We start from the raw sequence: 23,840 nt of genomic DNA, 5'->3' as shown, positions 1-23,840 counted from the left end.
GCCCTCGACCAGCCGTGTCGTCAGTCGCCCCGTAAGCGTCGACCGAGCAACCCGGGATCGGTCGTGACCACCTGGCCCACGAGCGCGGTCGTGAGGAAGCAGAAGGCGGCAACGTAGAGCCAGGTCAGGTAGGTGAAGGCGACGCCGATGGATCCGTACCGGTCGGCGCTTGCCTCGAGTGCCCCGGGGAGCCATGCCTGGGTGGCGGGGCGGACCGTGATCATCAGGAGAGCGAACAGCAGCGCACCCGGCATCAGCATCCGGGCGCGAACGGCGCCGGCGAGCAGCGCCCAGGGGATGAACGCCGCGACCGCGACGTCCCAGGCGAACGAGACCACCCGTGGCCACAGCTCCCGAGGCGGGAGGGCGCCGAGGGGCTCACCGGCAGCTCGGACGAGGACCAGGGAGAGCGCGAAGACGAGGACGACGGCCAGCCACCGCCAGGCATAGCTCAGCCTGGTCGGTGGGCGCGGCACTGCCCAGATCGCAGCGAAGGCGCGGGCCAGCGCGCGAGACAGGCTCGTGGCCGAGACGAGCACGAAGACGGCGCCGACGATGCCGAACGCCGCACCGCCGCTGTCGACGGCTCCCTCCAGTACCTGCCGGGTCTGCTCCGGCATCTCGATCTCGTCGGCGAACCTGTCGCCGTTCGAACCCAGGGTGGCGAGCAGGATGAGTACCGGGAGTACGGAGGTGAAGAACTGGGCCGCGATGGTCATCGACCGGTCGAACACCTCGATCCGGCTGAGCCCTGCGACTGCCCGCAGGAGCATCCGTCCCAGCTGCCTGTCGAGCAGCCATCCCAGCCGCCGTTGCAACCCGGCCGGCAGACGTCCTAGGACGGCGTCGACGCGGGCCCGGACAGGATCGGCGGCCGGGCCGGTCTGGCTCTCCGGGGACGGAGTCCCGTCGTTCGAGTCCATGCCGATCTCATTCGGGCGTTCCCTCAGGCTGAAGCTCGGCAGGGGCGGCCCGCTCCGGCCCCGGTTCGGTGTCCGGCTTCCCTGAGATCAGAGGCAGGGCCCACCTGCCGCGCGGGTCGGCCTCGACCAGGAGGGCTTTGGTGAGCAGCGTGCACGGGACGGCGAGCAGCGCGCCGACCGGTCCGATCACCCAGGTCCAGAACACCAGCGAGAGGAACGTCAACGTCGCCGACAGACCGACCGAGTCGCCCACCACCCGAGGCTGGATGATGGATTGGATCACGAAGTTGATGACGCAATAGACGATGATGACGGTCACCATCAGGCCGACGCCGCCGTCGAGCAGGGCGATGAGGGCTGGCGGGATGACGCCGATGACGAAGCCGATGTTCGGGATGAAGTTGGTGACGAAGGCAAGCACCGCCCACACGAAGGCTCCGGGGACGTCCAGCAGGTACAGGGCGACCCCGTCGATGACCGCGACGATCAGCCCGAAGCCCGCCGAGACACCCATGTAGTTGCGGGTGCCGTGGGCGAAGTTGTCCAGCGCGGCGACCGGGTCGGGGAACCGGTCGCCCAACGTCTTCAGGCTGCGGCGCGTCGAGTCCGTGTCGAAGGCCACGAACAGCAGCACCGTGATCAGGAAGAACAGATCGGTGGCCACGCCGAGGGTGCCGGCGAGCACCGACATGGCCACGTCGATGATCTGACCCGGGTCGAACGCGTTCACCACCGCGTTGATCTGCTGCTGCTCGACCCCCGCGTCCCGCAAGGTGTTCCCCACGTTCGCGACACCCTCGGCGATCTGGTCGGCGTACGTGGGCACCAGAGCGGCCAGCTGCCCGACCGAGACCATCAGGGCCACCGCGAAGACCGAGAGCAGCAGGACTGCAGCGGCCAGCATCAGCGTCGAGATCGCCCACCCGGGAAGCCGTCCTCGTTCCAGCCACAGGCGGATCGGGTGCAACGTGATCGTGATGACCACGGCCATGAGGACCGGCCCGACGATGTCCGCGACGGATCTCACGCCGGCCAGCGCGAGCGTCAGCGCGGCGGCACCCAGCAACAATGTCCAGGCGAACGATCGGGGCCGAAGCTCGCTAGGCGCGGTGGTGGAGGCGTGCTTCATGAGGATCTCCTGTCCCGGCCGGGTGTTCCTGCTCGAGCGCGTCGGTGTCGTATCCGAGTGCCATCGCCAGTCGGGGAGCGGCTGCGACCACGCGTGCTGTACCGATGACGGGAAGGACGCCGATCAGCACGTCGACGACCTCAGCAGCGCTCGCGCCGGCGTCGACGGCCGCATCCGCAGCCGAACCGTAGGAGGGGACCTCGCCCCCGACCGCGACCAGCGCGGCCAGCCGGACCAGGGCCAGCGTTCGGGCATCCAACGTCGGTTCGCGCCACGCTTCGTCAGCCGCGTAGGTGGGGTCTTCGGACCACTCCGTCTGGTTGATGGCCAGGCGGTGGAGTCGATCGGCGTAGTGCACTCCGGCCCGTCCTTCCGGCTCGCTCTGAGTTCGACCGCGACCCTTCGATTCGCCGTCCGTACGCCTCATTCACCCCCACCACGGTTCGGTCCGCATCATGTAGATCTGGTGAAGCGCGATCGCCGGGGAGCCCGAGGCTCCGGTCGACGATGTTCACGTCTTCTGTGTGACGAAAGTGGACCCGTCCCCGCGAAGGATGGGTTCCATGAGGCTCATCCCCGCCGTTGTCCTGACGCTGGCGTTGGCCACACCGCTGACCGGGTGCGGCGAAGACCAACCTGCCGTGTGCAGCTCCGTCGACGACCTCCAGACATCGGTCGACGAGGTGCGGGACATCGACGTGACGTCCTCGGGCGCGTTGGCCGACCTGGAGAGCGGACTCGAGGCCATCGGGGCGGACCTGTCCGACGTCGAGTCCGACGCGAAGACAGAGTTCTCCAGCCAGATCGACGCCGTCCAAGCCAGCTACGACGCGCTCGCGGCGAGCCTCGACGCGGCCAAGGAGAGTGCTTCCGCCGCCACTCTGAGTGCCGCGGCGACCGCGCTTTCCACTTTTGGCAGCGACGTACGGACTCTCATCACCGACGTCCAGGAAACCTGCTGAGCCCCCGCCCTGGTTCGGCCGCGGCGTCGGTCTTCACGCATCTTGGGTGAGGACGCGTGGCCGGGCGAGCACCAGACTTCCGACCATGGCCCCATGGATCGTCGCTTCCCTCTACCTGATCGACCTCGCGTTGAAGATCGTCGCGTTGGGCGTGGTGCCCAAGAACCGGCGGCCGTCCAGCGGCATGGCCTGGCTGCTCCTGATCCTGGTCGTGCCGCTCTTCGGGTGGGTGATCTTCCTCGTCCTGGGGCGAACCAAGCTCGGGCGCCGTCGTAACGAACAGCAGGCCGAGGTCAACGCGCTCGTGGCGGAGCGAGCGGCGCACGTGCCCACACTCGAGAGAGACTTCCCCGGACCGGCGTACGTACGTTCGGTGGCGACGCTGAGCCGCAACCTGGGAGCGCAGCCGGTGACGCCCGGCAACAAGATCGACCTCTTCCCGGTCTATGCCGAGTCCATCGCGGCGATGACCGCCGAGGTCGACAAGGCCTCCGCCTGGGTGCACGTCGAGTTCTACATCACCGCGTGGGACAACGTGACCGGCCCCTTCTACGAGGCGCTGGCGCGGGCCGTCGATCGAGGGGTGAAGGTACGTCTGCTCTTCGACCACCTCGGATCCAAGGGCATCCCGGGGTACAAGGAGTTCACTGCCCGGCTGGACGCATCCGGCATCGAGTGGCACCCGATGCTGCCGATCGCACCGTTCAAGCGCCGCCCGGACCTGCGCAACCACCGCAAGATCCTGGTGATCGACGGGATGGTGGCCTTCACCGGCTCGCAGAACCTGATCGAGCCCGGCTACAACAAGCCCGCGAACCACAAGCTGGGCCGTGAGTGGACGGAGCTGGTGGCCCGCGTCGAAGGACCCGCGGTCAGCGCTCTCAACCTGCTCTTCTGCACCGACTGGTACAGCGAGACGGAGGTCAAGCTGACCGACGAGCTCGGCACGGTGCCGACCCCGGCCGGCGACATCGAGGGCCAGGTGATCCCGAGCGGGCCGGGCTTCTCGACGGAGAACAACCTGCGCGCATTCACGCTCCTGCTGTACTCGGCGCAACGCCGGCTCTCGATCACCAGCCCCTACTTCGTGCCGGACGAGTCGCTGCTGTACGCCATCACCACGGCCGCGCAGCGGGGAGTCGAGGTCGAGCTGTTCGTGAGCGAGGCCGGAGATCAGTTCATGGTCTACCACGCCCAGTGCTCCTACTACGAGGCGCTGCTGCGCGCGGGGGTGCGGATCTACCTGTATCCGGCGCCCGCGATCCTGCACTCGAAATTCTTCAGCGTCGATGACGATGTCGCGGTCCTGGGATCGAGCAATATGGACATGCGTTCGTTCGTGCTGAACTACGAGGTCTCGTTGATGCTTCTCGGACCCGAGGTCGTCGCCGAGATGCGCAAGGTCGAGGACAACTATCGGTCGATCTCCAAGGAGCTGCTCCTCGAGGACTGGCTGACACGGTCTCGCGGCGCGGCCTACCTGGACAACGTCATGAGGCTGACCGCGGCGCTGCAGTAGTCCGCGTCGAGCCTCCGGTCACCACTTCAGTTCGATCTCGACCTCGCGCTCGTCGTCCCCGATCTCGACCTCCAGCTTGAAGTCGACCTCGTCGGGGACGCGCACCTTGAAGCGCAGTCCTTCTTTTTCGAACTCGACCTCGTTGTTGCTGGCGAGCGCGTCGGCGAGGGCACGCAGGCGAGCCGCGGCGTCCTCGCGACGCAGCCGTGCCCGTTCAGTGACTTCCATCAGTTCCATTCCGACTCCTTGTCTGACGTTGAGGTGCGCCCGGCAGATGACACGCCTGCAACCTACCCCGCCGACATGGAGACCGTGGTCGTACAGAACGCGTGATTCCCGCTCGCCCCGTGAAAGCCCACGGTCACACCGAGCGGAGCATGGGAGCGGCGCGCAGGTGCCGACCGTCCTGCACGGCGTCCAGCAGCGCTTCGGCCAGATCGCCGGTCGTCACATGGTCTCGTGGACCCATCCTGAGCGTTCCGACCTCGGTCCGACCGGTCCTGGCCCCGGCACGGACGATCGGGGTTCGCACCATCGTCCAGTCGAGGTCGACGCACGCCTGCAGCATGAGTCCCAGGCGCCGCTGGCTCCGAACGTGGCCGGGGCTGCGCAGACGTACGACCGTGTCGATGAGGATCGCGCCGGCGTTGCGTGGGTCTCCGGGGAAGGGGATGTTGAAGCCCTCCATGAAGACGATCCGCGTGATCCCCTCCTCGCGCATGGCAGCAAGCACGTGACGGGCGCCGAGGTCGATCGAATCGTTGTCACCCCACCCGCCGAGGGTCGACACGACGGCTTCGCAGCCTGCCACCGTTCGCGCAGCCGCCTCGGGGTCGAGTACGTCGCCCGTCACGACGTCGACGCCCGCGGGAGTGTCCCGGTTCGAGGACCTCATCAGCGCTCGGACGTCGTGTCCGCGCTCGGCAGCCAAGGCGAGCGCCGGGGCACCGACGAACCCGCTGCCCCCGAACATCGCGAGCTTCATGACGGCACCACCGGGGCAAAGGTCGCGAGGAGCTCCTCGAGAGCCCGCTGGTCGGGCATGGCGAACGACGGTGCCTGGGGCGCCTGGCTGATGGTGTCGAACATGGTGTCCGTCTGCGCCAGCACGGGAGGTAGGTGGGTGCTGAAGATGGCGGACGGTTCGGGCGATCGGAGCGGCTCGATCGTCCGGCGGTAGCGAGCCTCGTCGACGTTGGCCACCCACGGACTGTCCATCGTCGCCCAGAGCAGCTGCCCCTCGCGTACGTCCCCGACCTCGCGTACGTCCGCGCACGTGGCCAGCTCGGCGGTCGGCACCGGTGAGCCGAAGCAGTCGGAGGTGAAGATCGCGCCGGTGCTCTCGTCGACGAATCCGGTCGTGACCGGGCTGTCGAACAGGGGCGGGCGGAAGGCTCGGATGGTCCGGTCGCCCACCTCGAGCGCCTGGCCCGGGTTGAGCAGGTAGACCCGCTCGAGCGGGACCTCCCACTCGCAGCCGAGGATTCCGACGCCGCCGAAGGTGGTGATCAGGCGCGCGTTCGGAACCGCGTCGAGCAACGCCCGGACCCCTCCGGTGTGGTCGCGGTCGGGGTGGGTGATCCAGACCCACCGCACCTCGGCGGGGTCGATGACCGCGGCGAGGTCGTCCAGAAAGTGCTTGTCGGGAGTGCTGAGCCCGGTGTCGACCACGACCGGCTCCTGCGCATGCAGCACGAAGGCGTTCACGGGCAGATATCCCAGCCCGGGAACCAGCGCACAGTCGGCCAGCTGGCTGACGTCGTGCGAGAGCTTGTGAATGTCCATGCTGTCGACGCTAGGCACCGATGTGGCGACGGGATATACCAGCAATCTGGCATTCAGGTGACCCCGTGCGGGGAGTAGTTTCGATCAGGTGGACCAGCGCACCCGTCAGCGGTCGCAGGACAGGATCGAGCGCCTGAGCAGGCAGGGGCTCGATCTGGTCACGCTGTGGCGGGAGTGTCGCGAGCCGATCGCCGACGCGATCCCGCACTACTGGGCGCCGTGCTTCTACACGCTCGATCCCGCGTCGCTGCTGATCACCAGCCACTTCGACGAGCTGCTGCCGGTGCTCCCGGCCGACTTCCTCGACAACGAGTACCGCGCCGACGGGGTGCACAAGCTCAGCGACGTCGCCAAGTCGGACCAAGGCGTCTCGACGCTCTACGAGATCACCGACGGCGACCCGTCGGGGACGCCGCGGTGGAAGGCGAACATGGAGCTCGGCGGCGACCAGGAGATCATCGCCTCGTTGCGGACCCGCGCCGGCGTCGTCTGGGGTTCGCTGGCTCTCTACCGCGAGCCTGACCGGCCGATGTTCGGCGCCGCCGACAAGGCGTTCCTCAAGGCGATCGCGCCCAGCCTGGCGGAGGCGGCGCGCAACGCGCTCCTGCTGGGTGAGGCCTCCGACCCCGACTCCTCCGGGGCTCCTGGCCTGGTCGTACTGAACTCGGCGCTGGGCATCGACTCGGCCACCGAAGGCGTCGAGCGATGGCTCGCGGATCTCCCTCGTCCCGCGTCGGGGGCCGTGCCGGTCGCGGTGGCCGCTGTCGCGGCGCGAGCGCTGCGCTCGGTCGACTCGCCGGGAGAGTCGGGTGAGGTGGCGACCTCGCGCGTCCTCAGCGAGTCGGGCACCTGGATCGTGCTGCACGGCGCCGTTCTCGCGACGCGACCGGACCCACAGGTGGCGGTCATCGTCGAGCCCGCTCATCCCGCGCGGATCGCAACACTCCTGATGTCTGCGTACGGAATGACGGACCGCGAGAAGGAGCTCACCCAGCTCGTGCTGAAGGGACTGTCGACGGTCGAGATCGCCCAGGCACTGGTCATCTCGCCGCACACGGTCCAGCAGCACCTCAAGCACGTGTTCGAGAAGACAGGCGTACGCAGCCGCCGCGACCTGGTCGCCAAGGTGTTCTTCAGCCACTACGAGGGGCGGTTGCGTGACAACGAGCAGCGCGCCGCGACCCAGCTCCCCCTGCGCGGCGGTCCGATGCCGGGACCCGTCGACGATCAGGTGACTCGCAGGGCCGGCCCTGACCACTGACCGCTCGCGGAACCCGGAGGATGTTGAAGTACGCATTCAGCATCCTCGATGAATGTCTCGTCGGCCAGCAGATGTTCGCTGGTGAGAACCCCGCTTGGCCTACGTGGCCGACGATGCCCAGGAGGGCGGCGACCAGTTCCTGGAGAAGCGCGAGCCGGACTGGTCGCACTAGCCCTGGTACTTCTGATCTGACGCGTCTGAGCAGGTCAGAATGGGTGGCGTGCTGAAATCTTGCGTCTGGTCCCCAACAGTCTCTTATGAATCCGGCCGGAATTGCGGGCTATCAGCGGCGGCCGACCCGGATCCGCTGGCTTAGGCGGGCACGAATCAACGAGTAGAGATCAATGTCGGTTCGGGTCTCGTCGGCGATCTCGACCGCGAGCGCGTAACTCTGAGTGTCGTATGCCCTGCGCTGGCTCTCTGACCATGGACTTTGGTCGTGTCGAACAACCAGTACATAGTCGTTGTGGTCCGGGTCCCAGGCGCCATCGACGAAGTCTCGCCGGATCATCGTGTTAGACGAGAGCGCCGATGTGCCAGGCGTTAGAGGAGGCCGGTTGTCGCTGTCGGGAAGCTCCATTCGCGTCAATTTGGGGTCGGCATCCACTTGGGCCCTCGTGGGCTGACGTGAATAGATTTCCTGAACGCGCTCGAACGAAATGCCCCGGACAAGCTCCACGCTCATGCTGCCTGCGATGTACTCGCGTCGCTGACGTCGAACTGGAGGGTCGAAGGCCAGAGCCACCCGGAAGACCTTGCGGCTTCTCCCGTCGGCGAACGCTGGTGGAATCGGGAGGCGGTGAAGGGTGATACGTCCGGTGTTCGTGTCGCCCTCGAACGTCAGAAAAACGCGCTGAGCGGTGCTTTCTAGGACGCGGTCGGCGTCGGGCTGACCGTACGCTGCGACCCTCCTGTCGAGCACGGCACCGCGGCCGTTGGCGACCGTCGTCGCAGATAGAGCAGCGAGGGCGCGCAGAAGGTTCGCACTGGCGTCTGGGTAACGCTCTCCGATGCGAGCAATCTCGCGAGCCACTTTCGGAGCGGCGAAGCTCGTTCCGTTGTTAGGGCCGACGATTCGGCCGGACCTAGGCGGAATCGTGACGACAGAACTCGTGCCGGGGTTTAGCGGGTCGAGCCAGTGGTTCTTCGGATCAATCGCCCAGTTTCCTCCGTGATCTGCGAACTCTGGCTTCATCGACCCTGTGGCTCCACGCCCCCGCACGGGGCCCGTTCGGGTGAATGGTGAGGGGTCGTTGGCGCCGGCGATTCCGATCCGAGGATCACCATAGCGATCGGCCGCCGTTGACCGCTTCGCGATGGACCCAACTGTGACCATGATGGCGCCGTCGCCGGGTGACGCAACCCCGGCGTCAGAGTCGTAGACATAGCTCGGGTACCCGCCGAGCCAGCCCGTCGCGGGCTCGATGGTGCGATTGCCGGCGGCCACGACGATCACGACGTCCAGTTCGCGGGCGAGCTGGTCGACCGTCAGCGTGAGTTCGTTCCGCAGCGCAGTCTTGGCTGGTTCGGGGTGAGCGATCGACATGCAGATGACGCGTACGCCGTGCTCAACGACAAGCCAGCGAATGGCTTCTTCGATTGTCTGGTGGGCGATGCCTACGACCTGTACCCGCATGTCGCCTGAGGGGCCTGGGCGGGGTTCGAGGACCCGGGCACTGACGATGGGGAACGGTTCAGGTAGGTCGCGGGCAATTGCGACATCGAGATCGCCCCAGATTGCACACCCGCCGACATAGGTGCCGTGGTCGTCCGCACCAGTGAAGACGTGGCCCGTCGGGAACGAGCTGGTGGCAATTACGTACGGTTCGATCATCGGATTGGTCGTGACGACGACGCCGTCGACGAGTCCGATCGCGGTGTCGGCGGCTTCGGGTAGTCGTGCGGGTGCCGTGAACCTTGTCAGCTGTTCTTGGCTGATGGCCGCCTGAAGGGGTGCACGAACTCGCTCGACGTCGGCGTGGTCGAGCAACTTTTCCAGAGAGCCTTCGTCTACTGAGACCCTCACCACGGTTCGGTCGGGACGTGGATCTATAGCGAGCACGCCGTCTCCGTTGGCCCCCGTGGGGTGTCCGTCCAGCAATGCCCGAACAGAGGCGATCCGCTGATCGGTTGTTGCTTGGCGGCCGGATGGCCAGAGGAGTACATCGACGACCGTAGTTGGATCAAACGCTAGGTCAGCCAAGCTTACGTCGGCGCGGTCCTCACGGCCGTAGAGTTCAACCCCTTCGAGGTTGTCGAGAAGACCGGCCCAAGACTTCGGGTGGTCCCAGTCGACGTCCGTCTCTGCGCCATCTGGCAAGTTGCCGTACTCAGCGATCAGCGCTTGGAGTGCGAGCCGTGACTCACGTGATGACAGAACGTAGTAGGTCCATTCTTCGTCCTCGCCAAGAGGGACAAACCGTAGTCGCGAGAGCGGACCGGTGCTGATCCTGCTGCCGGCACGAAACTTCAGAACGGCGCGTGCGTCCTCGTCGTCAACCTCGAGATCTGCGGGAAGTTGACTTTCAAGGTTAGAGAGAGCGGTAGTCAGCAACCTTGAGCGGCCGATCCGGTTCACGTTGGGTGCTCCGATCGGGTTTCCGCGCGCTCGGGATGTGCTGAGTTCTACTCCGGTCGTTAAGCGCAGGTGGTCGGCCATGGGCCTACTTCACCAGATCGTGCCGACATGCGGTGTTGATTCGGCGGGTTAACGTGAGCGCGTCAAGAGCCCTAGGCCCAGCGTCGTGACGTTACTGCGGCGACTGCTGCCGTCAGGTCTGCTTGTGAAACGGACATGCGACCTGCGGCCACCGCGGTTCGCAAGGCAGTATGTACCGTGCGCTCTACTGCGGCATGGGGCAGGCCATCGAGTGACGTCACTGCGTCCGCGAGGTCCAGGGCCCGCACTGATCTTCCGCTCAGCGATCTGGCTAGAAGCTCGTAGCGCTGTTCGGTCGTCGGCGGCGCGACCTCAAGGACTTCATCGAAGCGCCGCCACATGGCGTTGTCCAAGACCTCGCCGTGATTGGTGGCGGCTATGATCATGGATGGACCTTGGTAGCGGTCGATGAGTTGCAGGACGGCATTCACGATGCGGCGCAACTCGCCGTGGTCGGATGGGTCATCCCTGTCCTTCGCGAGGCTGTCGAACTCGTCGAATAGGACGACATAGGGTCCCTCGGATGCGAACTCGAAAAGTCGTCTGAGGTTCGATGCGGTCTCGCCGAGGAAGCTCGAGATCACTGACTCAACCCGGATGGTGACGAGTACGCGGCCCAATTCGCTGGCCATCGCCTCGGCGATGCTGGTCTTGCCGCATCCGGGTGGCCCATACAGCAGAACACGATTTCGTCGTGGTATGCCGAGTGTGTCCAGGGTTTCCCAGTTGCTCACTTCGGTCAGCAACTGGGAAAGCTGGAGTTTGAGCTCGGGATCAAGCGTGAGGTCATCCAGTTGGCGATCCGACATATGCATGTCGGCCAGCGGCAGCGCGCTGTCACGGTCCTTCGGGGGTTCGGGGAGGGGGACGTCGATGTCTGAGAAGCTCATCGTTCCTGCCCCGCCGCCAGATGCCATCAGTCGGCGCAGGTCTCGTGCGAGGGCTGTATGCCGCTTCGCCTCTTCCTCTTCGATCAACGCGGTCGCAGCCCGCCTGAACGCGAGGTCGTCACGGTCTCGGTGTGCAAGAAGTAGCGCCTTGAGGTGACGTCCGGCCATGTGGGAACTGTACCGCTTGGAGGGAACGATCGCTACTTTAATAGCGCTACTTATATAGTACTCTTGCGGAGTGCCGAACCGTCCTAAGCGAAGCGAGAGCCGCTATGCAGACGAGGCGGGGAGGTTGGCAGAGATCATTCGGAGGGCGCGCCAAGAACGCCGGATGAGTCAGCAGGAGTTGGCGACGCGCGCCGGAATCTCCGTCGGCACCGTCCGGGCGTTGGAGAGCAAACGGACGGTCGAGCCGGGTTACTTCACCGTTCAGGTCTTGGCTGAGGTCCTGAGGATTTCTGCTGCTGAGCTGCCAGTGGCACGGCCGGCTGACGAGTTGTGAGCGGTTGCCGGAGAAGTCTCGTCGGTGCTGTTCAGGTTTGTGCTCCAGACCTGCTAGCGGCCGATCCATCGATGGGAGTTCCCGGTGGTGAAGCCCGTGCTTCGGCTCGGCGGTGACGGTGCCAGATGAGATCGCTGACGGGCTTGCCCGCGAGCCTGGTTCAAAGCTGGGGTCGAGACATCCGTTCAACGCCGTTGAGACGGGCCTCCCCACTTCAAATCGCTCCACGGGTCCGTTGTGCGCGAGTTGTTATCCTCGTCGACAAGTCAGGTGACTTCGGCCCCTTCGAGAAGGCCAGCGTGCATGGATGGCTGTTTGTCGCCAAATAAGAGACATATGGACAACCTCGGGCACGCGTCTTTGCAGGCTCTAGCCGCTCCCGCGATGCTCAGTGGGGAAGCGCGGCGAGCTCGCTCAGCTCACGCTGGTAGGCGCCGTATGTCTCTCGCAGGTTGGCTGCCGGCCAGTCCGCAGGGCGGAGCTCGACGGGGAGGAGCGGGTCGTCGCTGAGGTGGCGCACGATCGCGGCGGCGGTGGCGAGCCGGAGTGCGGGCTCGGGCGTCGAGGTCAGCCGCTCGAGCAGGTGCTCGGCCTCGCGCGTCCAGCCGGCGAGGTCCCACAGATAGGCGGCGAGCTCGGCCGGGTCCTGTCCCGGGACTGCGTCGAAGTCCTGCAGGACCGGATCCGAGAAGCGCGGACGCTGGAGGTTGGCCGGCCGGGTCCAGACCCCTTCGCGAAGCTCGGCGAGCCGGTGCGCCTTCAGGGCATCGCGCAGTACGGCGCGTTCGGGGCCCGGCCGACCGGTGGTGACCACGATGGCCATCTCCCAGGAGCCGTCCCACGGCTTGTCCGCCGTGTGCACCGCCTCGTCCTGATGAGCCTGGCGCTGGACGAGGCGCTCACCGAGCCGGTAGCCGGCCCCGCTCCGGACCAGATCTCCGTCATTGACCGCGCGAGTGGCCGCCACCCGCACGGTCGCCGGCGCGATGCCGAAGAACTGGCCGGCGCGGGCGAGGTCGGCGGGGGTCAGCGGGTTCGGATGCGCGCCGAGCATCAGGCTCAGGATGGTGGAGCGAGCGGAGAGCGGAGCCAGTTCATCGCGCACGGTAACCACCTGGGCATCCTCTCATGCAACATTCATAGACACGACTGTTTGGAATTATGTAACATCGTGATCATGACCAGCACGCACGAGACCCACCCCACCCACGTGGTCACCAACCAGGTCCCGCCGTTGGTGGGTCACAACACGGCCGGTGACCCGGTCCTGCGGGAAGGCCTCGAGCGGGAGGGCGCCGCATGGGCGCTTCCGGAGATCGATGAGCTGGGCCGTCTCGCCGGCACGGCGGAGGCGCAGGAGTGGGGCCGCCTCGCCGAGCGGGTGCCCCCGCGTCTACACACCCATGATCGCTACGGTCATCGGGTCGACGAGGTCGAGTACGTCCCGGCGTACCACCAGCTGATGGGCGTCGCGGTGGAGCACGGTCTCCATGCTGCTCCCTGGGCCGACGACCGTCCCGGCGCCCACGTCGCGCGCGCCGCGAAGTTCTACGCCTGGAACGTCGACGCGGGCCACGGCTGCCCGATCTCGATGACCTACGCGGTCGTCCCCGCGCTGCGGACCAACCCGGAGCTCGCCGCCCGGTTCGAGCCGCTGCTGACCAACCGGGAGTACGACTTCGGACTGCGCGACCCCGAGACCAAGCGTGGTCTGATCGCGGGGATGTCGATGACCGAGAAGCAGGGCGGCTCCGACGTACGCGCCAACACGACCACGGCGACCGAGCAGCCCGACGGCAGCTACGTCCTGCGCGGCCACAAGTGGTTCACCAGCGCCCCGATGAGCGACCTGTTCCTCACCCTGGCCCAGACCCCAGAAGGCGTCTCCTGCTTCCTCGTGCCGCGCGTCCTGCCCGGTGGCGAGCGCAACGCGATGCGCTTCATGCGGCTCAAGGACAAACTCGGCAACAGGTCGAACGCCTCCTCCGAGATCGAGTACGACGCGGCGACCGGCTGGCTCGTCGGCGAGGAGGGCCGCGGGGTCCGCACCATCGTCGAGATGGTCAACATGACCCGCCTCGACTGCGTGATCGGCTCCTCGGCCGGAATGCGCACCGCGCTGACCATGGCGGCACACCACGCCCGGCATCGCTCGGCCTTCGGCAAGCCGCTGATCGAGCAGCCGGCGATGCGCAACGTGCTCGCCGACCTGCAGGTCGAGTCCGAGGCGGCGACGACGGCGATGCTGCGCCTGGCAGGCGCCAACGATCGGGCGATCCGCGGGGACGAGTCCGAGGCCGCGCTGCGCCGGATCGCGCTCGCGGTCACCAAGTACTACGTCTGCAAGCGGGCGCCGTTCATGGTCAACGAGGCCCTGGAGTGCCTGGGTGGCAACGGCTACATCGAGGACTTCGACGTCGCCCGCATCTATCGCGAGATGCCGCTCCTCTCGATCTGGGAGGGATCGGGCAACGTGGCGGCGCTCGACGCGCTGCGAGCGCTGGCGAAGGAGCCGCACACCTTGGACGCGTTCCTGGCGGAGGCGGAGCTCGCCACCGGCGCCGACGCCAGGTACGACGCCGCGCTGGACCGACTGAAGAAGGAGTTCACCTCCTTCGACGACCTCGAGTTCCGGGCCCGGCGGATCGTGGAGCAGTTGGCGCTGGTCTTCCAGGGCTCGCAGGTCCTCCGGCACGCGCCGGCTCCGGTCGCCGATGCGTTCTGCTCCTCGCGCCTCGGCCGGGACTGGGGAGGCGCGTTCGGCACGCTGTCGCCACGCGGCGACGTCACCGCGATCCTCGAGCGGGCGCTTCCGGCATGACCGTCGACGTCACCAAGGACGGCCCGGTCACGACGATCGGGATCAACCGGCCGGACGTACGCAACGCCGTCGATCGGGCGACGGCGGAGGCCCTGGTGGCCGCGTTCGAGGAGTTCGACGCCGATCCCGACGCCGCCGTGGCGGTGCTGCACGGTGAGGGCGGCACCTTCTGCGCCGGGGCCGACCTGAAGGCGGTCGCAGGTGGGGACCCCAACCGGTTCGAGCCCGACGGCGACGGTCCGATGGGTCCGACCCGGATGCGGTTGGGCAAGCCCGTCATCGCCGCGGTCGCCGGTCACGCCGTCGCCGGCGGCCTGGAGCTGGCGATCTGGGCCGACCTGCGCGTGATGGAGGAGGACGCGGTCTTCGGTGTGTTCTGTCGACGCTGGGGCGTACCGCTCATCGACGGCGGCACCGTCCGCCTGCCTCGGCTGATCGGCACGAGCAACGCGATGGACCTGATCCTCACCGGTCGTCCCGTCGGCGCCGAGGAGGCCCTGCGGATGGGACTGGCCAACCGGGTCGTCCCAGCCGGTCAGGCCCTCGCGGCGGCGCAGGAACTGGCGCGACAGCTCGCGGCGTTCCCGCAGACCTGCATGCGGCACGACCGGCTCTCCGTGCTGGAGCAGGAGGGTCTCGGCGAGGTGGATGCCTTGGTCGCGGAGTATCGCCACGGGGTCGTCTCGGTCACCACCGACACCGTCGCCGGCGCGACCCGGTTCGCCGACGGAGCCGGACGCCACGGATCCTTCGACGCCACTGACTGAGCTTCTTCGCAGGTCAGGCGGATCCCGACGTACGGAAGAGGTCGACGCTGCCGTCGTCACGGGTCTCGAGGCTCTCGAGGAGCACGTCGCGGCCCTGGAGGATGTGCTCGGTCATCAGGTTCGCGGCGCGGTCGGCGTCGCGCCGCGCGATCGCGTCGCGGATCATCCGGTGGAACAGGTCCGAGCGCGCCGCCTGATCGTGGTCGAACCGGCGGAACGACTGGAAGATCAGGGGTACGTCGACCGTGCGGGCCAGGAGGGTTCCGAGCCGCCGGTGCCGGGCGCTCGCCACGACCGCCGCGTGGATCTGCTCGTTGGCGTCGTGGACCTCGCGGACCGAGGCGAGCTCGTCGGTGTGCATGACCGCGATGGCCGACCCGAACCGCTCGATCCCGGCGTCGATCTTCTCCAGATCGGAGTCCTGCGCGCGCTGGGCGGCGAGCCCGGCGCCGTACGACTCGAGCTGGGCGCGCAGGCCGTAGATGTCGTGGATCTCGTCGACGGTGACCGAGCGAACCATCGCGCCGCGGTTGGGCTCGCTGCGGACCAGGCCCTCGGCCTCGAGCCGGCGCATGGCCTCGCGGACGGGCGTACGCGACAGCCCCAGCTCGACGGCGATGCGCTGCTCGATCAGCCGCTGAGCGGGCTGGTACTCGCCCTCCATGATCTTGCGGCGGATGCCCTCGTAGGCGAGCAGCGCGTTGACCTTGCCGGGGGCCTCTCCTGCCACGCTCATCGGGCGAGTGTATGCCGTCCGCACATCTCCACGCCTTTCACTCCCATGCCACGTTGCCGGACGACAGGCGTCGTGGATCGCTGACCCGCAGCTTGTCGGCGACCAGCTCGACGACCAGCTCCAGCGCCCGGTCGTAGCCCAGCTCGCCCGTGCGGATGGCGCGCGCGAGGGTGGCGTCGTCGGCGCTGCCCGCGGCGGCGAGGCGGTCGCGGTGACGGGCGGCGAGCAGCGCGCCGAGCCGGAGCTCGCGCTCGGTGATGGCCAGGGCGCGCAGCGACACCCGGGTGAGGTAGCCGGTGCGGCCGGTGAGCTCGGGAAGGACTGCCTCGGCCAGGTGCTCGCGGACGGCCTCGAGCAGGCCGGCGGCGTCGGGCGCGTCGTGGGGTCCGGCGGTGCCCTCCGGGATCTCCTCGTCGAAGGGCAACGGATCGGGGGCGCAGATCAGGTCGAGAAGGTCGCGTTCGACCGAGGCGGTCCGGCGGCCGAGCACCGCCAGCTCGACGGAGCGCTCTGATCCGTTGCGGTGGGCGGCCGCCTGCATGATGCAGATGACGGCCCACTTGAAGGTGCCGAAGACCTCCCACCAGCGGACCCTCTCCGCGGTCACCTCGGATCGGCCGCCGGCCGCGCGATAGGACCCGAGCACCTCGGCCACCGACGCGACCCCGCCCGCGCGGCCCGGCCCGCCGAAGCGCCAGGACGGTACGCACAGCCAGCCGAGGTCCTCCGCCGGGTCGCCGACGTGCGTGATCTCCCAGTCGAGTACGCCGCAGAGCCCGGTCTCGTCGTACATCAGGTTGCCGACCCGGAAGTCGCCGTGCACGAGCGCCGGCGTCGCCACCGGTGCGGGTCGGTGCGCGACCAGCCACGCGAGCGCCACCTCCAGCGCGGGATGCGGCTCGCCGAGCTCGTCCAGCAGGTCGCGGTAGAACTCGAGCGGATCGGTCGCGGGAACTCCTGACAGGTGCTCGGTCCCGATGGTGTGCAACCTGGCCAGCAGCTCGCCGACCTGCGCCGCGAACCGCTCGCGCGCGCCGGCGAAGCGCTCCTCGGTGAGCAGCGGTGCCGGGTCCGAACCGCCGGGGAGCCCCTCGACCAGGACGAACTCGCCGAGGCCCGCCGGTGCGCCCTCGTCGATGCTGCTGGCGACCACGACGGGGGCCGCGACCCCCGCCGCCCGGGCCGCGCGGATGGCGGCGATCTCCGCCACCTGCCCGGACTGGCCCGGGACACCGCCGGGGCGCTCCTGCTGGAGGAACAGCGTCGGTCGGGAACCCGCGCCCGGCAGCAGCCACGTCGTACGCGACGCTCCGCTGCTCAGCCGAACGGGCACCAGGTCGTCAAGCGCGCCGTAGCGCGTCTCGAGGACCGCCTGCAGGCCCGGGAGCAGGTCCTCGGCGGGAGATGTCGTGGTGGTCATGGCTACCTCGCTTTCGGCTCAATAGTATGCAATCAGAGCAAAAACTTCGATAGATCTGGCTTTTGCGACGGTGATTGTGCACAATCGTCGTCATGACAAGTGACGCACGCCACGGTGCCGGCCCTCTCGCCGGGATTCGTGTCCTCGAGCTCGGCAGCTTCATCGCCGGCCCTTTCGCCGGACAGCTCCTCGGTGACTACGGCGCCGAGGTGGTGAAGGTCGAGGCGCCCGTCGGCGGCGACCCGATGCGCACCTGGGGGGTCGTCCACGAGGGCGAGAGCCTGTGGTGGCCGAGCCTGGCGCGGAACAAGGCATCCGTGGCGATCGACCTGCGCACCGACGAGGGTCGCGCCCTGGTCCGCCGGATCGCTGCCGAGGTCGACGTCGTGCTGGAGAACTTCCGACCGGGCACGCTGGCGCGCTGGGGCCTCGACTACGAGAGCCTGGCCGAGGTCAACCCCAAGCTGGTCGTCGTCCACGTCTCCGGCTTCGGCCAGACCGGCCCCCGTGCGGCCGACGCCGGCTTCGGCAGCATCGGCGAGGCGATGGGCGGCATCCGCCACACCACCGGCGAGCCGGACCGTGCACCGTCGCGGGCCGGGATCAGCCTCGGTGACTCGCTGGCCGCGATGTTCGCCGTGATCGGCACCATGGGCGCCCTGGTCGAGCGGGCCCGCAGCGGCCGCGGCCAGGAGGTCGACGTCGCCATCTACGAGGCGGTGGCCGCGCTGATGGAGTCGACCATGGCCGACCACGAGCTCGGTGGCCGCACTCGAGGGCGTACCGGCTCGGTCCTTCCTGGGGTCGCGCCGTCCAACGCCTATCCGACCCGCGACGGCAGCGAGGTGCTGATCGCCGCGAACGCCGACACCGTGTTCGGTCGGCTGTGCAAGGCGATGGACAAGGTGGAGCTCGCGACCGACGAGCGCTACGCCAGCCATGCCGCGCGCGGCGCGAACATGGTCGAGCTCGACGATCTGATCGGCGCCTGGACCACCGGACTCGACGCCGAGGCGCTGCTCGCGCTCCTCGAGGAGCACGGTGTTCCCGCCGGCCGGGTCTACACGGCCCCCGACATGCTGGCCGACCCCCATTACCGAGCTCGCGACATGGTCCTCCGGCTGGCGACGGCGGCCGGGGGAGAGGTGCCCGCGGCCGGCGTGGTCCCCAAGTTCTCCCGCACCCCGGGCGGCGTACGTGCCTCCGGACCGCGCATCGGCGAGCACAGCCGACAGCTGCTGGCCGAGCTTGCGGGCGTCGACGACGCCGAGTGGTCGCAGCTGGCGGACGCGGGAGTGGTGCGCTGATGAGCTTCGAGGTCCCCGACCACGTACGACCGGTCCGCGACCGGGTGCGCCGGTTCATCACCGAGCGGGTCGAGCCGGTGGAGCAGCAGCTCTACGCAGGTGGCCCCGATGCCGCGGCGCTGATGGCCGGGCTCCAGGCCGAGGCGAAGAGCCAGGGGCTGTGGGCGCTCGGTCACCCCACCTCGATCGGGGGCGGCGGGATGCCGTTCCTCGACTACGTGTTCGTCAACGAGGTGCAGGGCCGCAGCGAGTTCGGCCAGGTCGCTCTCGGCACCCTGACCCTGCAGGACTCGATCATGCTGGACCGGCATGCGGACCCAGCGCTGCGCGAGACCTACCTGCTTCCCCTGGTCAGGGGCGAGATCAACCCCAGCTTCGGGATGACCGAGCCCGAGGTCGCGAGCTCGGACCCGACCCAGCTGCAGACCACCGCGGTGCTCGACGGCGACGAGTGGGTCGTCTCCGGACGCAAGTGGTTCACCACCGGCGCCGCCCAGGCCGCCTACACGACCGTCATGTGCCGCACCGAGCCGGAGGCCGCCCCCCATCAGGCCTTCAGCATGATCATCGTCCCGACCGACACCCCCGGCTACCGCCTCGTGCGGGAGACCCCGGTGCTGGGGATGGAGGCGGGGCACTACGAGGTCGCGTACGACGAGGTGAGGGTCCCCGCCGGGAACCTCCTGGGCGAGCGGGGCAAGGGATTCGTGATCGCCCAGGAGCGGCTCGGCCCCGGGCGGATCTTCCACGTGATGCGTTGGCTCGGCCAGGCGCAGCGGGCCTTCGACCTGATGTGCGAGCGCCTCAACGGCCGGGTCGCGTTCGGCGAGCCGCTGGCCCGCAAGCAGCTGATGCAGGAGCACGTCTTCGAGTCCTTCGCCGAGATCCAGGCGACCCGGCTGCTGACACTGCGCGCCGCCGAGAAGATCGACCGCGGCGAGCAGGCCCGCGAGGAGATCGGCGTCATCAAGGTCGTCGGTGCCCGGATGCTGCACAACGTGGTCGACCGGGCCCTGCAGGTGCACGGCGCGCTCGGCCTGACCGACGACACCCCGATCAGCCGGATGTACCGCAACGCCCGCCTCGGCCGGATCTACGACGGCCCCGACGAGGTCCACATCCACACCGTCTCCCGACGGATCCTCGGTCGCTACGACCGCGGCGAGAGCTGGGAGTTCGGACTCTCATGACCGGCGCAGAGATCGAGATCGTCGAGGTCAGCCCGCGGGACGGCCTGCAGAACGAGGCCGTCACCCTCGACACCCGCCACAAGATCGCCCTCGTCGAGCAGACGGTCGCCGCCGGCGCCCGGCGCGTCGAGGTCACCAGCTTCGTACGCCCCGATCGCGTGCCCCAGATGGCCGACGCCGAGGCGGTGCTCGCGGGCATCACCCGGGTTCCCGGCGTCAGCTATGCCGGGCTGGTGCTGAACCGACGGGGTACGGAGCGCGCGGTCGACGCCGGCGTGGACGAGCTGAACTACGTCGTCCCGGCCACCGACGTCTTCGGCCGCCGCAACCAGGGGGTGACCGTCGCCGAGGCGGTCCGCGCGCTCGAGGGCGTCGCGGCGGTCGCCGACACCGCCCGGTTGCCCCTCACCGTCACCGTCGCGGTCGCGTTCGGCTGCCCCTACCAGGGCGAGGTGAGCACCGAGGAGGTGGCCGCGGTGGTCCGCGACGTGCTGCGGGTCGGCCCGCTGGCCGAGGTCGCGCTCGCGGACACGATCGGCGCCGGCGTACCCGCCGAGGTGCACGACCGCTTCGCCGCCGTCCGGGTCCTCACCGACCTCCCCCTGCGCGCCCATTTCCACGACACCCGCAAGACCGGGCTCGCCAACGCGCTCGCCGCCGTCGCCGAGGGCGTACGCACCCTCGACTCCAGCGCGGCCGGCCTCGGCGGCTGCCCGTTCGCCCCCGGCGCCGCCGGGAACGTCGCCACCGAAGACCTGGCCTGGCTGCTCGAGCGGAGCGGCCTCACGACCGGCCTGGACATCGCTGCCATCGCCGCCGCCGGCGCCGAGGTCTGCGGTCATCTCGGGACCCGAGTCCGCTCCGGAGTCGGCTCTGCCGGCCCGTTCCCCGTCCCATCTGACCAACCCTGATCCGAGGAGGCAACGATGCTCATCCACGACCTGCTGAGACGCACGGCCCGTGATCATCCAGATCGCACCGCCCTGCTGCTGACCACCGGTGGCGACTCCCGCACCTATGCGGAGCTGCTCGAGCGGACCCACCGGCTGGCCAACGCGATCGCCGACCTCGCCGAGCCCGGCGACCGGGTCGCGATCCTCTCCGACAACAGCATCCCGTACGTCGAGGCCTACTACGGCGTCCCGGCCGCGGGCGTCGCGCTGACGACGCTCAACACCCGGCTGCACCCGAAGGAGTGGGCGTGGATCCTGGAGAACGCCGAGGCGAGCGTGCTGCTGGTCCAGGAGCAGTACCTGCCGGCGATCCGGGAGCACCTGGCCGGGCTGAAGGCGCTGCGCCACGTGGTCGTGATCGGTGAGCCCGTCGATGACCTGCCGGCGTACGAGGACCTGCTGGCCGCGGCCTCACCGGAGCCGTCGACGCGGGTGGTGTCGGCGGACGACGTCGCCTGGGTGATGTACACCAGCGGCACCACGGGCTTCCCGAAGGGCGCCCAGCTCAGCCACCGCAACCTGGTGACATCGATCCTGCAGTCCGTGCTGGAGTACGAGCCGAGCCGGGAGACCCGGTTCCTCAACGCGATGCCGCTGTGCCATGTCGCAGGCTACCTGACCCCCGTCAACCTGTTCCGCGGCGGCACCGTGCTGATGATGCCCGGCTGGGAGCCCGAGGCGTGGATGCAGGTCGTCCAGGAGCACCGGATCACCAGCGGCGGCTTCGCGCCGACGATGATGGCGATCCTGCTGGCCCACCCGCGCATCGACGACTACGACCTGTCCAGCCTGGAGTGGATGGGCTACGGCGCCTCGAAGATCCCCGCCGAGCTGCTCCGTCGCACCCTCGACCGCTTCGGGCCGATCGTGTACGCCGGCATGGGGATGACCGAGCTGGCCGGCAACATCCTCACCCTGGACCGGGAGGCCCACCGGCGCGCGGCCGCGGGCGAGGAGCACCTGCTCGACGCCGTCGGCCGGCCGATGCAGCTGGTCGACCTGCGCATCGTGGACGCGGACGGCAACGACTGCGCCGTCGGCGAGATCGGCGAGATCTGGGTCCGTGGGGACCAGGTGACGGTCGGCTACCTCGGCAACCCGAAGGCGACCGCCGCCTCCTTCACGGGCGACTGGTTCCACACCGGTGACCTCGCCCGCCGCGACGAGGAGGGCTTCCTCTCGATCGTCGACCGCGCCAAGGACATGATCATCTCGGGCGGCGAGAACGTCTACTCCGCCGAGGTCGAGAACGTCCTCCACGAGCTCCCCAACGTCGCCGAGGCCGCCGTGATCGGTCTCCCGCACGAGGTCTGGGGCGAGCAGGTCGTCGCCGTCCTCGTCCGCCGCCCGGGGGCCGAGGTCACCGACGACGAGGTCATCGCCCGGGTCGGGGACCGGTTGGCCGCGTACAAGCGCCCCAAGCAGGTCGTCTTCCTCGACGAGCTCCCACGCACGGCGACCGGAAAGGTCCGCAAGCACGACCTGCGTACCGCCCTCGGTGCGGAGGTGACGGCGCGATGACGAACCGCCCGACCCCGCGCGAGACCTCCCGATTCACCGCCCGCCGCCGATCGCTCCTCGGCGCCGCCGGCGCTGCGGTCCTCGGCGCTCTCGGCACCACCGCCGTCGCCCGCCCGGCCGACGCCCACCCCGTCTCACGAAAGCGCAGGAAGAAGATGAAGTTCTCCGTCGTCGCGACCGGACTGCAGTTCCCCGAGGGCCCGGTCGCCCTCCCCAACGGCGACGTCCTCGTCGTCGAGGTCATCGCAGGCAACCTCACCCGGATCAGCCCGGACGGGACCAAGACCGTCGTGGCCGAGGTCGGCGGCGGCCCCAACGGCGCCGCGATCGGCCCCGACGGGCGCGTCTACATCGCCAACAACGGTGGCCTGAACGCGTTCCCCGTCGGCGGCTACGTCTTCGCCGGCGGCATCCCCGCCGACTACACCGGCGGCAGCATTCAGGCCGTCGACCTCGAGACGGGTGCGGTCGAGACGATCTACACCGAGTGCGACGGCCAGCAGCTGCGCGGGCCCAACGACCTGGTCTTCGACGAGCACGGCGGCCTCTACTTCACCGACTACGGCAAGAGCGACGGCGTCACCGCCGACCGTGGCCGGCTCTACTACGCCCTGCCCGACGGCTCCGCGATCACCCAGATCGCCGGCGGCATGGAGGGACCGAACGGGATCGGCCTCTCGCCCGACGGCAGCCGCCTCTACGTCTCGGAGACCTACACCGCCCGCGTGTGGTGGTGGGGCGTGACCGGCCCCGGCCAGATCAAGGGCGGCCAGTCGCTCGGCGGGTCCGGCAACGGCAACTTCCTCTACACCGCCTCCGACTACACCAACTTCGACTCCCTCGGCATCGACGCGGCCGGCAACGTGTGCGTGGCCTCGCTCCTCACCCACGGCATCTCGGTGGTGAGCCCCGAGGGTGACCTGGTCGAGTTCCTCGACATCGACACCGACGGCGACCCCGGCATCACCAACATCTGCTGGGGCGGCCCCGGCCAGCGCACCGCGTACGTGACGGCCTCCAGCACCGGCAAGCTGCTCAAGCTGGACTGGCCGCGCCGAGGCCTCCGGCTGCCGTTCGCTGACCGGGTGAGCGGCAGGTGAGCGTCGAGGCCGTCGTCGACCGCTTCTTCGCCGCCGTCGAGGCGGGCGACACCACGTCGCTCACCGAGATCTACAGCCCCGACGCGGGGGTGTGGCACAACTACGACGACGTGACGCAGACCCGCGAGGAGAGCCTGCGGACGCTCGGCTACCTCCATCACGTCGCCGGCCCGATGCGCTACACCGACGTCCGCCGTGAGCTGCTGCCGGACGGTGTCGTGCAGCAGCACGTCGTCGAGCTCTCCGGCCGCGCGGCCGGGCTGCGCATGCCCGCCATGCTCCGCATCGTCGTCGACGGCGACCACGTCGTGCGCATCGAGGAGTACGTCGACCCCACGCCGCTCAACGCGCGGCTCACCCAGACCGGAACCGACAAGAACGGGAGCAACTGAACC

Annotated in this window: 23 protein-coding genes and 1 pseudogene; 13 read left to right on the top strand and 11 right to left on the bottom strand. The window is 68.7% G+C overall.

From position 1 onward, the window contains the following. Positions 1–20 precede the first annotated feature (20 nt). Genes ACFV9G_RS04570 through ACFV9G_RS04560 form a run of 3 tightly spaced genes read right to left on the bottom strand, consistent with a single transcriptional unit; the run spans position 21 to position 2,410 of the window. Positions 21–923 (bottom strand): YhjD/YihY/BrkB family envelope integrity protein, encoded by a 903-nt coding sequence (locus ACFV9G_RS04570; RefSeq protein ID WP_378725284.1) that lies wholly within the window; start codon positions 921–923, stop codon positions 21–23. A gap of 7 nt (positions 924–930) precedes the next feature. Then, positions 931–2,052 carry an AI-2E family transporter gene (locus tag ACFV9G_RS04565; RefSeq protein WP_378725282.1) on the bottom strand — a complete coding sequence of 374 codons (1,122 nt, stop codon included), beginning with the start codon at positions 2,050–2,052 and terminating at the stop codon, positions 931–933. Next, complete coding sequence (locus ACFV9G_RS04560; protein WP_378725280.1) at positions 2,024–2,410, bottom strand: carboxymuconolactone decarboxylase family protein; 387 nt, start codon at positions 2,408–2,410, stop codon at positions 2,024–2,026. Before ACFV9G_RS04560 ends, ACFV9G_RS04565 begins: the two co-directional genes overlap by 29 nt. 205 nt (positions 2,411–2,615) lie before the next feature. Here ACFV9G_RS04560 and ACFV9G_RS04555 point away from each other — a divergent pair, with 205 nt between their 5' ends. Further along, complete coding sequence (locus ACFV9G_RS04555; protein WP_378725278.1) at positions 2,616–3,014, top strand: hypothetical protein; 399 nt, start codon at positions 2,616–2,618, stop codon at positions 3,012–3,014. Positions 3,015–3,099: 85 nt separating this feature from the next. Then, positions 3,100–4,533, top strand: a complete 1,434-nt coding sequence (gene cls, locus ACFV9G_RS04550) for a cardiolipin synthase (protein ID WP_378725276.1) — start codon at positions 3,100–3,102, stop codon at positions 4,531–4,533. A gap of 18 nt (positions 4,534–4,551) precedes the next feature. Here the strand turns inward: cls and ACFV9G_RS04545 are convergent, their stop codons facing one another. The 3 genes from ACFV9G_RS04545 to ACFV9G_RS04535 form a co-directional block, all read right to left on the bottom strand. Next, positions 4,552–4,761, bottom strand: coding sequence for an amphi-Trp domain-containing protein (locus ACFV9G_RS04545; RefSeq protein WP_378725274.1), 210 nt, complete (start codon positions 4,759–4,761; stop codon positions 4,552–4,554). 133 nt (positions 4,762–4,894) lie between these two features. Further along, the gene (locus ACFV9G_RS04540; RefSeq protein ID WP_378725272.1) at positions 4,895–5,518 is read right to left on the bottom strand and encodes an NAD(P)H-binding protein; all 624 of its coding nucleotides are present in this window, start codon (positions 5,516–5,518) and stop codon (positions 4,895–4,897) included. Further along, positions 5,515–6,318, bottom strand: coding sequence for an MBL fold metallo-hydrolase (locus ACFV9G_RS04535; RefSeq protein WP_378725270.1), 804 nt, complete (start codon positions 6,316–6,318; stop codon positions 5,515–5,517). The genes ACFV9G_RS04540 and ACFV9G_RS04535 overlap by 4 nt, the downstream gene beginning before the upstream one ends. A gap of 88 nt (positions 6,319–6,406) precedes the next feature. Here ACFV9G_RS04535 and ACFV9G_RS04530 point away from each other — a divergent pair, with 88 nt between their 5' ends. Beyond that, entirely contained in the window at positions 6,407–7,579 is a 1,173-nt protein-coding gene (locus ACFV9G_RS04530) for a LuxR C-terminal-related transcriptional regulator (protein WP_378725269.1), read from the top strand. 14 nt (positions 7,580–7,593) lie between these two features. Further along, positions 7,594–7,751 (top strand): annotated as a pseudogene (locus ACFV9G_RS04525) (1,4-dihydroxy-2-naphthoyl-CoA synthase); the annotation flags it as partial. Positions 7,752–7,862: 111 nt separating this feature from the next. On the opposite strand, the gene ACFV9G_RS04520 reads toward ACFV9G_RS04525, so the two are convergent. Together ACFV9G_RS04520 and ACFV9G_RS04515 are read right to left on the bottom strand one after the other, a co-directional pair. After that, positions 7,863–10,157, bottom strand: coding sequence for a S8 family serine peptidase (locus ACFV9G_RS04520; RefSeq protein ID WP_378725267.1), 2,295 nt, complete (start codon positions 10,155–10,157; stop codon positions 7,863–7,865). A gap of 152 nt (positions 10,158–10,309) precedes the next feature. Beyond that, positions 10,310–11,296: an AAA family ATPase gene (locus tag ACFV9G_RS04515; protein WP_378725266.1), complete on the bottom strand. Its 987-nt coding sequence runs from the start codon at positions 11,294–11,296 to the stop codon at positions 10,310–10,312. A gap of 70 nt (positions 11,297–11,366) precedes the next feature. Here ACFV9G_RS04515 and ACFV9G_RS04510 point away from each other — a divergent pair, with 70 nt between their 5' ends. After that, entirely contained in the window at positions 11,367–11,630 is a 264-nt protein-coding gene (locus tag ACFV9G_RS04510) for a multiprotein-bridging factor 1 family protein (protein WP_378725265.1), read from the top strand. A gap of 388 nt (positions 11,631–12,018) precedes the next feature. Here the strand turns inward: ACFV9G_RS04510 and ACFV9G_RS04505 are convergent, their stop codons facing one another. After that, positions 12,019–12,735 (bottom strand): PaaX domain-containing protein, C- domain protein, encoded by a 717-nt coding sequence (locus tag ACFV9G_RS04505; RefSeq protein ID WP_378725263.1) that lies wholly within the window; start codon positions 12,733–12,735, stop codon positions 12,019–12,021. A 72-nt stretch (positions 12,736–12,807) separates the two neighbouring features. Between ACFV9G_RS04505 and ACFV9G_RS04500 the strand changes: the two genes are divergently transcribed. Together ACFV9G_RS04500 and ACFV9G_RS04495 are read left to right on the top strand one after the other, a co-directional pair. Further along, the gene (locus ACFV9G_RS04500) at positions 12,808–14,451 is read left to right on the top strand and encodes an acyl-CoA dehydrogenase family protein (protein WP_378725261.1); all 1,644 of its coding nucleotides are present in this window, start codon (positions 12,808–12,810) and stop codon (positions 14,449–14,451) included. Further along, a complete protein-coding gene (locus ACFV9G_RS04495; RefSeq protein WP_378725259.1) occupies positions 14,448–15,218 on the top strand; it encodes a crotonase/enoyl-CoA hydratase family protein in 771 nt (256 codons plus the stop codon). Before ACFV9G_RS04500 ends, ACFV9G_RS04495 begins: the two co-directional genes overlap by 4 nt. Before the next feature lie 13 nt (positions 15,219–15,231). On the opposite strand, the gene ACFV9G_RS04490 is transcribed toward ACFV9G_RS04495, so the two are convergent. After that, the gene (locus ACFV9G_RS04490) at positions 15,232–15,954 is read right to left on the bottom strand and encodes a GntR family transcriptional regulator (RefSeq protein ID WP_378725256.1); all 723 of its coding nucleotides are present in this window, start codon (positions 15,952–15,954) and stop codon (positions 15,232–15,234) included. A gap of 37 nt (positions 15,955–15,991) precedes the next feature. Next, positions 15,992–17,374, bottom strand: coding sequence for a phosphotransferase family protein (locus ACFV9G_RS04485; protein ID WP_378725254.1), 1,383 nt, complete (start codon positions 17,372–17,374; stop codon positions 15,992–15,994). Positions 17,375–17,466: 92 nt separating this feature from the next. Here ACFV9G_RS04485 and ACFV9G_RS04480 point away from each other — a divergent pair, with 92 nt between their 5' ends. The 6 genes from ACFV9G_RS04480 to ACFV9G_RS04455 are packed head-to-tail and all read left to right on the top strand — an operon-like array spanning position 17,467 to position 23,837. After that, positions 17,467–18,681: a CaiB/BaiF CoA transferase family protein gene (locus ACFV9G_RS04480; protein ID WP_378725253.1), complete on the top strand. Its 1,215-nt coding sequence runs from the start codon at positions 17,467–17,469 to the stop codon at positions 18,679–18,681. Continuing rightward, entirely contained in the window at positions 18,681–19,871 is a 1,191-nt protein-coding gene (locus tag ACFV9G_RS04475) for an acyl-CoA dehydrogenase family protein (protein WP_378725251.1), read from the top strand. The genes ACFV9G_RS04480 and ACFV9G_RS04475 overlap by 1 nt, the downstream gene beginning before the upstream one ends. Further along, positions 19,868–20,782: a hydroxymethylglutaryl-CoA lyase gene (locus tag ACFV9G_RS04470; RefSeq protein WP_378725249.1), complete on the top strand. Its 915-nt coding sequence runs from the start codon at positions 19,868–19,870 to the stop codon at positions 20,780–20,782. Before ACFV9G_RS04475 ends, ACFV9G_RS04470 begins: the two co-directional genes overlap by 4 nt. Before the next feature lie 15 nt (positions 20,783–20,797). Continuing rightward, entirely contained in the window at positions 20,798–22,345 is a 1,548-nt protein-coding gene (locus tag ACFV9G_RS04465; RefSeq protein ID WP_378725247.1) for a long-chain fatty acid--CoA ligase, read from the top strand. Beyond that, on the top strand, positions 22,342–23,445 hold the full coding sequence (locus ACFV9G_RS04460) for an SMP-30/gluconolactonase/LRE family protein (protein ID WP_378725245.1): 1,104 nt from the start codon (positions 22,342–22,344) through the stop codon (positions 23,443–23,445). The genes ACFV9G_RS04465 and ACFV9G_RS04460 overlap by 4 nt, the downstream gene beginning before the upstream one ends. After that, entirely contained in the window at positions 23,442–23,837 is a 396-nt protein-coding gene (locus ACFV9G_RS04455; RefSeq protein ID WP_378725244.1) for a nuclear transport factor 2 family protein, read from the top strand. The genes ACFV9G_RS04460 and ACFV9G_RS04455 overlap by 4 nt, the downstream gene beginning before the upstream one ends. The last annotated feature ends 3 nt before the right edge of the window (positions 23,838–23,840 follow it).

Origin of the sequence: Nocardioides sp. NPDC059952, from assembly GCF_042730435.1 — a bacterium.
GTDB lineage: Bacteria > Actinomycetota > Actinomycetes > Propionibacteriales > Nocardioidaceae > Nocardioides.
The sequence above is the reverse complement of the archived record's forward strand: the minus strand, read 5'-3'. Positions and strand labels throughout refer to the sequence as shown.

Excerpts from the sequence above, each read along its gene's own strand:
- ACFV9G_RS04570 (WP_378725284.1), bottom strand. The coding sequence starts at position 923 with ATGGACTCGAACGACGGGACTCCGTCCCCGGAGAGCCAGACCGGCCCG.
- ACFV9G_RS04465 (WP_378725247.1), top strand. The coding sequence starts at position 20,798 with ATGCTCATCCACGACCTGCTGAGACGCACGGCCCGTGATCATCCAGAT.
- ACFV9G_RS04460 (WP_378725245.1), top strand. The coding sequence starts at position 22,342 with ATGACGAACCGCCCGACCCCGCGCGAGACCTCCCGATTCACCGCCCGC.
- ACFV9G_RS04555 (WP_378725278.1), top strand. The coding sequence starts at position 2,616 with ATGAGGCTCATCCCCGCCGTTGTCCTGACGCTGGCGTTGGCCACACCG.
- ACFV9G_RS04470 (WP_378725249.1), top strand. The coding sequence starts at position 19,868 with ATGACCGGCGCAGAGATCGAGATCGTCGAGGTCAGCCCGCGGGACGGC.
- cls (WP_378725276.1), top strand. The coding sequence starts at position 3,100 with ATGGCCCCATGGATCGTCGCTTCCCTCTACCTGATCGACCTCGCGTTG.
- ACFV9G_RS04485 (WP_378725254.1), bottom strand. The coding sequence starts at position 17,374 with ATGACCACCACGACATCTCCCGCCGAGGACCTGCTCCCGGGCCTGCAG.
- ACFV9G_RS04495 (WP_378725259.1), top strand. The coding sequence starts at position 14,448 with ATGACCGTCGACGTCACCAAGGACGGCCCGGTCACGACGATCGGGATC.
- ACFV9G_RS04535 (WP_378725270.1), bottom strand. The coding sequence starts at position 6,318 with ATGGACATTCACAAGCTCTCGCACGACGTCAGCCAGCTGGCCGACTGT.
- ACFV9G_RS04475 (WP_378725251.1), top strand. The coding sequence starts at position 18,681 with ATGAGCTTCGAGGTCCCCGACCACGTACGACCGGTCCGCGACCGGGTG.
- ACFV9G_RS04515 (WP_378725266.1), bottom strand. The coding sequence starts at position 11,296 with ATGGCCGGACGTCACCTCAAGGCGCTACTTCTTGCACACCGAGACCGT.
- ACFV9G_RS04545 (WP_378725274.1), bottom strand. The coding sequence starts at position 4,761 with ATGGAAGTCACTGAACGGGCACGGCTGCGTCGCGAGGACGCCGCGGCT.
- ACFV9G_RS04565 (WP_378725282.1), bottom strand. The coding sequence starts at position 2,052 with ATGAAGCACGCCTCCACCACCGCGCCTAGCGAGCTTCGGCCCCGATCG.
- ACFV9G_RS04500 (WP_378725261.1), top strand. The coding sequence starts at position 12,808 with ATGACCAGCACGCACGAGACCCACCCCACCCACGTGGTCACCAACCAG.
- ACFV9G_RS04490 (WP_378725256.1), bottom strand. The coding sequence starts at position 15,954 with ATGAGCGTGGCAGGAGAGGCCCCCGGCAAGGTCAACGCGCTGCTCGCC.
- ACFV9G_RS04480 (WP_378725253.1), top strand. The coding sequence starts at position 17,467 with ATGACAAGTGACGCACGCCACGGTGCCGGCCCTCTCGCCGGGATTCGT.
- ACFV9G_RS04540 (WP_378725272.1), bottom strand. The coding sequence starts at position 5,518 with ATGAAGCTCGCGATGTTCGGGGGCAGCGGGTTCGTCGGTGCCCCGGCG.